Origin of the sequence: Nocardioides sp., assembly GCF_041913365.1 — a bacterium.
Classification (GTDB): Bacteria; Actinomycetota; Actinomycetes; order Propionibacteriales; family Nocardioidaceae; genus Nocardioides.
Genome location: NZ_JAYSFM010000006.1, coordinates 203423 through 211986, shown reverse-complemented (window position 1 = coordinate 211986; position 8564 = coordinate 203423). Strand labels below are relative to the sequence as shown.

Annotated in this window: 10 protein-coding genes; 3 read left to right on the top strand and 7 right to left on the bottom strand. The window is 73.2% G+C overall.

Annotated features, from left to right (window positions below):
• The 3 genes from ACE3QY_RS15740 to ACE3QY_RS15730 all read right to left on the bottom strand — a co-directional run.
• A partial coding sequence (locus ACE3QY_RS15740) for a DUF222 domain-containing protein (protein WP_374456981.1) occupies positions 1–673 on the bottom strand: 673 nt, incomplete at its 3' end.
• A 161-nt stretch (positions 674–834) separates the two neighbouring features.
• On the bottom strand, positions 835–1227 hold the full coding sequence (locus tag ACE3QY_RS15735) for a hypothetical protein (protein ID WP_374456980.1): 393 nt from the start codon (positions 1225–1227) through the stop codon (positions 835–837).
• Positions 1224–1583, bottom strand: a complete 360-nt coding sequence (locus tag ACE3QY_RS15730; RefSeq protein ID WP_374456979.1) for a hypothetical protein — start codon at positions 1581–1583, stop codon at positions 1224–1226. Before ACE3QY_RS15730 ends, ACE3QY_RS15735 begins: the two co-directional genes overlap by 4 nt.
• Positions 1584–1693: 110 nt before the next feature.
• On the opposite strand from ACE3QY_RS15730, the gene ACE3QY_RS15725 reads away from it, so the two are divergent.
• From ACE3QY_RS15725 to ACE3QY_RS15715, 3 genes are read left to right on the top strand one after another with little or no spacing between them, the layout of a single operon-like run.
• On the top strand, positions 1694–2293 hold the full coding sequence (locus ACE3QY_RS15725; RefSeq protein WP_374456978.1) for a DUF4956 domain-containing protein: 600 nt from the start codon (positions 1694–1696) through the stop codon (positions 2291–2293).
• The gene (locus ACE3QY_RS15720) at positions 2290–3060 is read left to right on the top strand and encodes a polyphosphate polymerase domain-containing protein (RefSeq protein WP_374456977.1); all 771 of its coding nucleotides are present in this window, start codon (positions 2290–2292) and stop codon (positions 3058–3060) included. The genes ACE3QY_RS15725 and ACE3QY_RS15720 overlap by 4 nt, the downstream gene beginning before the upstream one ends.
• Positions 3057–4406, top strand: a complete 1350-nt coding sequence (locus ACE3QY_RS15715) for a CotH kinase family protein (RefSeq protein WP_374456976.1) — start codon at positions 3057–3059, stop codon at positions 4404–4406. Before ACE3QY_RS15720 ends, ACE3QY_RS15715 begins: the two co-directional genes overlap by 4 nt.
• A gap of 37 nt (positions 4407–4443) precedes the next feature.
• Here the strand turns inward: ACE3QY_RS15715 and ACE3QY_RS15710 are convergent, their stop codons facing one another.
• The 4 genes from ACE3QY_RS15710 to ACE3QY_RS15695 are packed head-to-tail and all read right to left on the bottom strand — an operon-like array spanning position 4444 to position 8555.
• The gene (locus ACE3QY_RS15710; RefSeq protein ID WP_374456975.1) at positions 4444–5163 is read right to left on the bottom strand and encodes an EcsC family protein; all 720 of its coding nucleotides are present in this window, start codon (positions 5161–5163) and stop codon (positions 4444–4446) included.
• A gap of 23 nt (positions 5164–5186) precedes the next feature.
• On the bottom strand, positions 5187–7415 hold the full coding sequence (locus tag ACE3QY_RS15705) for a heavy metal translocating P-type ATPase (protein ID WP_374456974.1): 2229 nt from the start codon (positions 7413–7415) through the stop codon (positions 5187–5189).
• Positions 7405–8352, bottom strand: coding sequence for a hypothetical protein (locus tag ACE3QY_RS15700; protein ID WP_374456973.1), 948 nt, complete (start codon positions 8350–8352; stop codon positions 7405–7407). The genes ACE3QY_RS15705 and ACE3QY_RS15700 overlap by 11 nt, the downstream gene beginning before the upstream one ends.
• Positions 8349–8555: a heavy-metal-associated domain-containing protein gene (locus tag ACE3QY_RS15695; RefSeq protein ID WP_374456972.1), complete on the bottom strand. Its 207-nt coding sequence runs from the start codon at positions 8553–8555 to the stop codon at positions 8349–8351. The genes ACE3QY_RS15700 and ACE3QY_RS15695 overlap by 4 nt, the downstream gene beginning before the upstream one ends.
• Between the last annotated feature and the right edge of the window lie 9 nt (positions 8556–8564).

Sequence of the window (8564 nt, the reverse complement as noted above, 5' to 3'; positions counted from 1 at the left end):
CGGCGATGTCGAGCTCGGCCTCGAACCGCATGGTGCCGGCGAAGTGCACGTCCTCATCACGCAGCGTCGCATGCCGGGGGTCGACGTGCAGGTAGCCGTCCTCCGGATCTGCGGCCGGATCCGGGTGCGCGAGGTCGTAGCGCTTGATGGTGTCGGCGACGAGTCGGTCGAGCTGGGCGGGACCGATGCGGCCGGCGACCGCGGCGAGCTGCGCGTCGACGTGCGCCGCCGCCTCGACGGTGAGGGCGGGGACGGTGTGGATGGTGGTCTCCGCGACCGTGCGTGCCTTCCAGGCCGGCACGACGCCGGCGTGGACCTGGGCCCAGAGGCGGGGGAGGCGGTGGCGCAGCTCCAACGCGTGGCCGATGAGCTTCTTCGCCGACGTCGATGAGATGCCGAGCACGCCGCCGAGCTCGGCGATGCAGAACTCCGCCACCAAAGGGGTGCCCTGCCCGGCGATGGGTTCCTCGTGCTCACACCCCGGAGTGGTGAAGGTCGCGGCGGAGTGGATCGACTCCGGCGGGTGCAGGTCGGCCCAGCGGGCGGCCAGGTCGAGCTGGCGGGCGGCTTCAGCGTGCTCAACCTGCCGGGAGGTCTTGATCGAGGCGAGCAGGCCGCTGGCCGAGAGGTCGTCTGCGACCCTCCCGGCGTCCCGCTCCAGCGTCTCGATCATGTGTTCGACACTACGGCAACCCACCGACACTCGACCCCGGACGAATCGACCTCTGTGGAGGGGGTCTCGATACGCCGTCGCTCGTGCCTCGCTCGGCTACTCGACCACCTGGGTGTGTGGTTGCGAGGCTGGCTCCGCTCGCACCTCGACCGGCGGACGGGTCAGGGGCGGGGGCGGGTGTGCCAGAGCCACCAGAGCCCGACGAACGGAAGGACCAGCGGCAGCCAGCCGTAGCCGGCGCCGTACAACGACCACACCGTCTGGTCGGGGAACAGCTCGGGGTCGAGGACGGTGAGCGTGCCGACCGTCAGCACGCCGACGAGCTCGAAGCCGACGGCGGCCCAGGCGACCCGGCGCGGCGAGGGGCCGAGCTCGGCGAGGCCGAGGGTGGCGGCGATGTAGACGAGACCCGCGAGGGCGGACAGCGCATAGGCGAGCGGCGCCTCGGAGGCCTTCGTCAGGAGCTGGACCAGCGAGCGGGCAGTCGCGGCGAGCGCGAAGACGCCGTACACCGCGACGAGGACGCGACCCGCGCCGGAGCGCGTCGAGCTCACGACGGCCACACCTGCAGCGCGCGCACGACGACGAACGCCTGGGCGAGGCCGGCGACCAGGAGCACGGCCGTCGCGCCGCGGCTGCGCTCGGCCAGGGACCAGAGGAAGCCGATCGGCAGCAGCGCCAGCCCGGCGAGGAGGTAGCCGAAGAGCGTGATCGCGCCGGCACCCGGGATGTCGGCGTCGCCCACCTGGAACGCGGCCATGACCAGCAGTACCAGCGTGCCCAGCTCGATGACGCCGGCGAAGCCGAGGAGCCGCCAGTCGGGCGTGCGGTCGAGCGCGACGTAGACGAGCACCACGAGGGTGAAGGCCAGCGAGGCCGCGATCAGGGCCAGGGGCAGGGGTCCGTCCACGAGCGCCGATTCTCGCAGAGCACGCCTCACAGGTCGGCCACAGGTCGGCGGCAGGTGAACGACAGGTGAACACGGGACCGTCGGGGCCACACCGACCCGAAGGAACCCGCATGAACCCCACCTACCTGCTCGCCGGCGTCGACCTGGTCGCCGTGCTGGTGCTCGCCCTGGCCGTCTACTACCCGCGCCACCGCCGCGCCGACCTCGTCACCGCGTTCGTCGCGGTCAACATGGGCGTCCTGGCCGTGACGATCGTGCTGTCGAGCAGCACCGCGACGGTCGGCCTCGGGCTCGGCCTGTTCGGCGTGCTCTCGATCATCCGGCTGCGCTCGGACGAGCTCGGGCAGCACGAGATCGCCTACTACTTCGCCGCGCTCGCCATCGGCCTCCTCGGCGGCCTCGGCACCGGCGACCCGGCCCTGTCGATCGCCCTGATGGTGGGCTTGGTGGCCGTACTCGCGGTGGCCGACAGCCGGCTGCTGCACAGCACCGGGCTGCGGCAGGTCGTCGTGCTGGACGCCGCGATCACCGACGAGCCGACCCTCGTCGAGCGGCTCGAGCTCCTCCTCGATGCCCGCGTCACCCGCGTCACGCCGATCCGCGTCGACCTGGTCAACGACACCACGATGGTCGAGGTGCACTACGCCGCCTCGTCGACGCCCGCTCTCCCGCGTGCCGAGCGCCACGACGCCCCGGTGCTGACGCGATGAGCGCCGTCGACCGGCTGCCCGCCGTCACCCTCGCCGAGCTCAACGCCGAGGCCGAGCTGCTCACCCGCGTCGACCGGAAGTACGTCGTCCCGGCCGCGGACCTCGACGCCCTGGTCACCGCCATCGCCGGGCTGCGGGTGCTGGAGATCGACGGCCGGCGCGCCTCGCGCTACGAGTCGACGTACCTCGACACCGTCGGGCTCGACAGCTGGACGACCTCGGCGCACGCGCGGCGGCGTCGCTGGAAGGTCCGCACCCGGGTGTACGCCGACTCCGGCGAGCGCTGGCTCGAGGTGAAGACCCGCGGCCGGCGGGGTGCGACCGTGAAGGAGCGGCTGCCCCACGACGGCGTCGAGGTCTCCGGCGGCGCGGACGCCTGGGTGCGCGAGCGGCTCGGTGCGGCCCACGTCCGCGGCGTCGACCCCACCGGTCTGGTGGCGACGCTGCACACCAGCTACCTGCGCACCACCCTGCTCCTGCCCGGCGGCAGCGGCCGCGCCACGATCGACCGCGACCTGCGCTGGACCTCGGCCCACGGCACTGCGGAGGTCGGCGACGTGCTCGTGGTGGAGACGAAGTCGGCCTCCGCCGGGCCCGGCCCGCTCGACCGGCGGCTCTGGGAGCTCGGGCACCGGCCCACGCGCATCTCCAAGTACGGCACCGGGCTGGCCCTGCTCACCCCCGACCTGCAGACCAACCGCTGGCACCGCGTCACCTCGCGCCACCTCGCAGCCCACCTGACCATCCGGACGGAGGTCGCGGCATGAGGCCGGTCCGACCGCGCCTGGTCGCGCTGGCGACGGCGGCCACGCTGGCGCTGGGTGGGTGCGCCGCGGTGTCCGACACGTCGGACACCTCCGGCGTCGCGCCGGCCACCAGGCAGGTCGCCGACGGCGAGGGCGTCTGGGACGCCGACACGGTGCACGACATCGCCGTCGAGGTCGACGAGGACGCGGTCGCGGCGATGGTCGACACCTACCAGGAGACCGGCGAGAAGCAGTGGATCGAGGCAACGGTCACCATCGACGGGGAGACGTTCGAGCGGGCCGGCCTCCGGCTCAAGGGCAACTCCTCGCTCCGCGGGGTGTCCGACGACGCAGAGCCGACGGACCTGCCGTGGCTCGTCCGGCTCGACGAGTACGTCGACGGCCAGTCGCTCGACGGCTCGTCCGAGCTCATCGTCCGGTCCAACAGCTCCGAGACCGCGCTCAACGAGGCGGTGGCGCTCGACCTCCTCGCCGAGGCCGGCCTCGCGAGCGAGCACGCCGTCGCGTCGTCGTTCAGCGTCAACGGGGCCGACCCGCGGCTGCGGCTCGTCGTGCAGAACCTCGACGAGGACTGGGAGGCGGAGAACTTCGCGGGCGACGGACTGCTCTACAAGGCCGAGGCCGGCGGCGACTGGTCCTACCGCGGCGACGACCCGGACTCCTACACCGACGTCTTCGACCAGGAGACCGGCGACGACGACCTGACCCCGCTGATCGACTTCCTCGACTTCCTCAACAACAGCAGCGACGAGGAGTTCGCCGCCGAGCTGCCCGACCACCTCGACGTCGCGTCCTTCGCCCGCTACCTCGCCTTCGAGGAGCTGGTGGACAACTTCGACGACATCGACGGTCCCGGCAACAACTCCTACCTGCGCTACGACGCCGACACCGGCGGCTTCACCGTCGTCGCGTGGGACCACAACCTCGCCTTCGGCGGGGCTCCCGGTGGGGGCGGCGGGTTCCCGCGCGGCGGGGACGGCGAGCGTCCCACCGACCTCCCGACCGACCTGCCCTCTGGCATGCCTTCGGGGATGCCAACCGACATGCCGTCGGGGATGCCCGGGGGCGAGCGGCCGGAGGGCGGGCCCGGAGGCGGCCCCGGCGGCGGTGGCGGGATGGGTGGCCGCTCCAACGTCCTCGTCGAGCGCTTCGCCGCGGTCGAGGAGTGGGCCGACCTCGTCGACCAGGCGAAGGCCGACCTGACCGCCGAGCTCTACGACAGCGGCTACGCCGAGGAGGTGCTCGACCGCTGGGCAGGCGTGCTCACCGAGCAGGCGGGCGACCTCGTCGACGCCGACACCGTCCAGGAGGAGGCCGACGCCATCCGCTCGTCCATCGCCGGTTGAGTGCGCGGCCCCGCGGCGACCACTACCGCGGGGGCACTCAACCAGCGGGCGGAGGCAGCGGCGGGAACTCCTTCATGGCCTGGTCGGCGATCTTCTTCATCATGAAGCCGTCGATGCCACCGCCCACGAGGCCACCGGCGACCGGTATGCCGCGGCCGAGGCGGGAGAGCAGCTTCTCGCTGACACCACGCATCAGCCGGAACCCGACGGCCTTGTTGACGATCATCAGCGCACCCGGCGGCAGGCCCTTGAGGGCGTACGACGTCGCGCGTCCGCCCATGCTCGTCATCCCGGCCTTCCGCAGCACCTCGTCGGAGTCCGAGCCGACGAGGGTGAGCAGGACCGCGGTGCGCACCCGCGGCTCGTCGACGTCGTACCCGCGCAGGGTGGCGATGCCGCCGACCATCCGCACGGCCTGGATGTAGAACTCGGCGACGTTCACCGGCAGCGAGACCGGCATGGTGACGAAGCCGCCGATCCCGGTGAGGAAGCCGCCGACGCCGCCGGCGAAGGTGGCGCCGCGCGCGAGCCGGCCGATCGCCCGCTCGGCGTCACCGTCGGACTTCGCCAGCGCCTCCTCGGCCAGCTCGGCCGCGGAGCTGAGCGGCCCGCGGCCGTCGAGGCCGGTGTCGACGAGCATCGCGACCAGCCGGTCGATCGGCCCGGGGTCGGGGTTCGGGTCGTCGGCGGCCTCGAGCGCGGCACGCGTCTCCCTCACCTCGTCGCGGCCGGGCTTGAGCAGGTCGATGAGTCCCATGCCGCCACCCTACGAACCCCCGCTCAGACCGACGAGCGGAAGCCGCGCAGCCGGAGGCTGTTGGTCACCACGAAGACGCTGGAGAACGCCATCGCGGCGCCGGCGAGCATCGGGTTGAGCAGGCCGGCGGCGGCGAGGGGGAGGGCGGCGACGTTGTAGGCGAAGGCCCAGAACAGGTTGCCCTTGATCGTCGACAGGGTGCGGCGGGCGAGGCGGATCGCGTCGACGGCGACGAGCAGGTCGCCGCGCACCAGCGTCAGGTCGCTGGCCTCGATCGCCACGTCGGTGCCCGTCCCCATCGCGAGGCCGAGGTCGGCCTGGGCGAGCGCGGCGGCGTCGTTCACGCCGTCACCGACCATCGCCACGACCTTGCCGGCTGCCTGGAGCCGCTGCACCTCGGCGACCTTGTCGGCGGGCAGCACGTCGGCGACGACCGTCTCGATGCCGACCTGGGCCGCGACCTGGCGGGCGGCGGACGCGTTGTCCCCGGTCAGCAGCACGGGCTCGAGGCCGAGGTCGCGGAGGCGTCGTACGGCCTCGGCGGACGTGGGCTTCACGGTGTCGCCGACGACGATGGCGCCGCGGGCACGGCCGTCCCAGCCGACCGCGACGGCGGTACGTCCCTCGCCCTGCGCGCGCTCGACCGCCTCGGCCAGCGCGTCCGGGAGGTGCTGCGACCAGTCCGCCAGCAGGCTCGGCCGGCCGACGACGACCGCGTGTCCGTCGACGACGCCCTCCACCCCGAGGCCCTCGCGGCTGGCGAACTCCTCGACGGCGGGCAGCGGGCCGTCGACCGCGGCGATCGCCCGGCCGATCGGGTGCTCGGACGCGGCCTCGAGCGCGGCCGCGAGGCGTCGTACGTCGGCAGGAGACTCGCCGTCGGCAGCCACGACCTCGTGGACGGTCATCTCGCCGGTGGTCACCGTGCCGGTCTTGTCGAGCACGATCGTGTCGACGCGCCGGGTCGACTCCAGGACCTCAGGACCCTTGATCAGGATGCCGAGCTGGGCGCCACGGCCGGTGCCGACCATGAGCGCGGTCGGCGTGGCGAGGCCCAGGGCGCACGGGCAGGCGATGATCAGGACCGCCACCGCGGCGGTGAAGGCCGCGGTCGCACCCGACCCGGCGCCGAGCCAGAAGCCGAGCGTCGCCACGGCCAGCCCGATCACGATCGGGACGAACACACCGGAGATGCGGTCGGCCAGGCGCTGCACCTCGGCCTTGCCGTTCTGGGCGTCCTCGACGAGGCGCGCCATCTGGGCGAGCTGGGTGTCGGCGCCGACGCGCGTCGCCCGGACGACGAGCCGGCCGCCCGCGTTGACCGTCGCGCCGACCACGGTGTCGCCGGGCCGCACCTCGACGGGCACGGACTCGCCGGTGAGCATCGAGGCGTCGACCGCGGAGGTCCCCTCCACCACGGAGCCGTCGGTGGCGACCTTCTCTCCCGGCCGCACCACGAACTCGTCGCCGACGGCGAGCTGGTCGATCGGGATGCGCGTCTCGCTCCTCTCACCAGAAGGGCCGTCGCGCAGCACCGCCACGTCACGCGCGCCGAGCTCCATCAGCGCCCGCAGCGCAGCGCCCGCCTGCCGCTTCGAGCGGTGCTCGAGCCAGCGGCCGGCGAGGATGAACGTGGTCACCCCGGCCGCGGCCTCGAGGTAGATGTTGCCGGCGCCGTCGGTGCGGTCGATCGCGATCCGGAACGGGTGGGTCATCCCGGGCTCGCCGGCCGTGCCGAGGAAGAGCGCCCACAGCGACCAGCCGAAGGCGGCCAGCACGCCGACCGAGACGAGCGTGTCCATGGTCGTCGCACCGTGGCGCAGGTTGGTCCACGCGGCGCGGTGGAACGGCCATGCGCCCCAGACCACGACCGGGGCCGCGAGCGCGAGCGAGGCCCACTGCCAGTAGGTGAACTGCCAGGCCGGCACCATCGCCAGCGCGACCACCGGGATGCTCAGCGCGGCGCTGACCAGGAGTCGCTGGAGCAGCGGGTCGTGCTCGGGCTCGGCCGGTGCCGGCTCGTCGGGCGCCGCCGGCAGCGCGGCGGCGTACCCCGCCGCCTCGACGGTCCTCAACAGGTCGTCGGTGGAGACCGAGACCGGGTAGGACACCTTCGCCTTCTCGGTCGCGTAGTTCACCGTCGCGGTGACGCCGTCGAGCTTGTTGAGCTTGCGCTCGATCCGGTTGGCGCACGACGCGCAGGTCATGCCGGTGATCGCGAGCTCCACGTCGGAGAGCTGGTCAGTGGCCATGACCCTCGCCCTCCTCGTCCGCGTGGTCGTCGGCGGAGCCGTCACCGGACGGAGCGCCACCGGACTTGACGGTGAAGGCCGCCGTGTGCACGGTGCCGCGGTGCTGGAAGTCGAGGAAGAGCCGGTACGTCGCCGCCTCGGGGAAGGCGGTCGCGAACTCGATGCCCGGCCCCGCCTCGCCCTCCTCGGGGTGGACGTGGAGGTAGCCGAGGTCGCCGGCCCGGATCGCGACGAGGTGGCCGAAGGCGCCGAGGTAGGGCTCGAGGTCGGTCACCGGCTCGCCGTCGAGCTCGATGCGCGTGGTGAGCACCGTGCTCGCACCCGGGGCGGTGTCGCCCTCGAGGGTCACCGTGTAGGTGCCGGCGTCGGTCCTGACCTTTGCGGTGCGCTCGTCGGCGGGCAGCGGGGCAGGGGAGAAGTCGCCGGCCACGGCCAGGTCGTCGGCCAGGGTGATGCCGTCCCAGCCCTCGGGCGTGAAGTCGGCGATGACACGCCACACGCCGGGCGTCAGCCGCACGTCGACCGACCAGGTGCCGGTCGCCCGGTCGAGGGTCGGGTGCACGTGCTGGAAGCCGGTGAGGTCACGGCGTACGACGATGAGGTGGAGGTCCTTCTCGTGCTCACGGGTGTAGTCGAGCAGCGGCCGGCCGCTGGACGTCAGGACCTGGAAGTCCAGGCGGGTGCGGCCGGCGACCACCTCGCGGTCGGCGAGCGCCAGGGTGAAACCGTCCGCGCGGGCGGTGAGACCGGTGGCGTCGGCGACGCCCGAGTGGCCCCCGGCCGTCTCCACATGCGTTTCGTCCTCACCGTGGCCGGCCATCTCGCCGGCTGCCGGCTCGGTGTCGATCGGACCGACCAGCCGGCCGCCGCCCCAGGCGACCGCGAAGGCGGCGACGAGGGCGGTGACGAACGCGGCGACGCGCAGCGGGGTGGTCATGCCAGCGCGTAGCCGGCCTCCTCGACGGCGGCGCGGACGGCCGACTCGTCGAGCGGGGCGGTGCTGGTCACGGTGACGGCGCCGGTCTCGACGACGACGTCGACCTGCTCGACGCCGGTGATCTCGGAGATCTCCTCGGTCACCGAGGCGGCGCAGTGGCCGCAGGTCATGCCGGTCACGGTGTAGGTGATGGTCTCGCTCATGTCTCGTCC

Coding starts and splice junctions, on each gene's coding strand:
- ACE3QY_RS15710 (WP_374456975.1), bottom strand. CDS start 5,163: ATGGGACTCATCGACCTGCTCAAGCCCGGCCGCGACGAGGTGAGGGAG.
- ACE3QY_RS15700 (WP_374456973.1), bottom strand. CDS start 8,352: ATGACCACCCCGCTGCGCGTCGCCGCGTTCGTCACCGCCCTCGTCGCC.
- ACE3QY_RS15715 (WP_374456976.1), top strand. CDS start 3,057: ATGAGGCCGGTCCGACCGCGCCTGGTCGCGCTGGCGACGGCGGCCACG.
- ACE3QY_RS15725 (WP_374456978.1), top strand. CDS start 1,694: ATGAACCCCACCTACCTGCTCGCCGGCGTCGACCTGGTCGCCGTGCTG.
- ACE3QY_RS15720 (WP_374456977.1), top strand. CDS start 2,290: ATGAGCGCCGTCGACCGGCTGCCCGCCGTCACCCTCGCCGAGCTCAAC.
- ACE3QY_RS15695 (WP_374456972.1), bottom strand. CDS start 8,555: ATGAGCGAGACCATCACCTACACCGTGACCGGCATGACCTGCGGCCAC.
- ACE3QY_RS15705 (WP_374456974.1), bottom strand. CDS start 7,415: ATGGCCACTGACCAGCTCTCCGACGTGGAGCTCGCGATCACCGGCATG.